This window comes from Staphylococcus sp. EG-SA-14 (genome assembly GCF_017151935.1).
GTDB lineage: Bacteria > Bacillota > Bacilli > Staphylococcales > Staphylococcaceae > Staphylococcus > Staphylococcus aureus.
The window spans coordinates 1-468 of sequence record NZ_JACVZM010000062.1; the positions used below are offsets into that span (position 1 = coordinate 1).

Below are 468 nucleotides of genomic sequence, written 5' to 3' on the forward strand. Positions count from 1 at the left end.
CCACCTAATGATTCTACTAAGTGAATTGCCGCTTCAATTGTACCACCTGTTGCTAATAAATCATCTGTAATCAATACACGTTGACCTGGTTTGATTGCATCTTTGTGCATCGTTAACACATTTGATCCATATTCAAGGTCATATTCATAACGAATTACTTCACGTGGTAATTTCCCTTCTTTACGTACTGGTGCAAAACCAATACCCATTGCGTATGACACAGGACAACCAATAATAAATCCTCTTGCTTCTGGTCCAACTACAACATCAACTTGTTTGTCTTGAGCATATTGTACGATTTGGTCAGTAGCATACTTGTATGCTTCACCATTATCCATAATAGTCGTAATATCTTTAAAGTTAACACCTTGTTTTGGCCAATCTTGTACTTCTGAAACGTATTGTTTTAAATCCATTATACTTCCTCCTCAACATCACTTAACAATGAATGCATCCACTTAATTAATG

General features: G+C 35.9%; 1 protein-coding gene. It reads right to left on the bottom strand.

Going from position 1 to position 468, the window contains the following annotated elements:
* Positions 1–416, bottom strand: a 416-nt coding sequence (locus tag IDG63_RS14285) for an adenine phosphoribosyltransferase (protein WP_206176484.1), incomplete at its 3' end; no start/stop codon positions are given.
* Between the last annotated feature and the right edge of the window lie 52 nt (positions 417–468).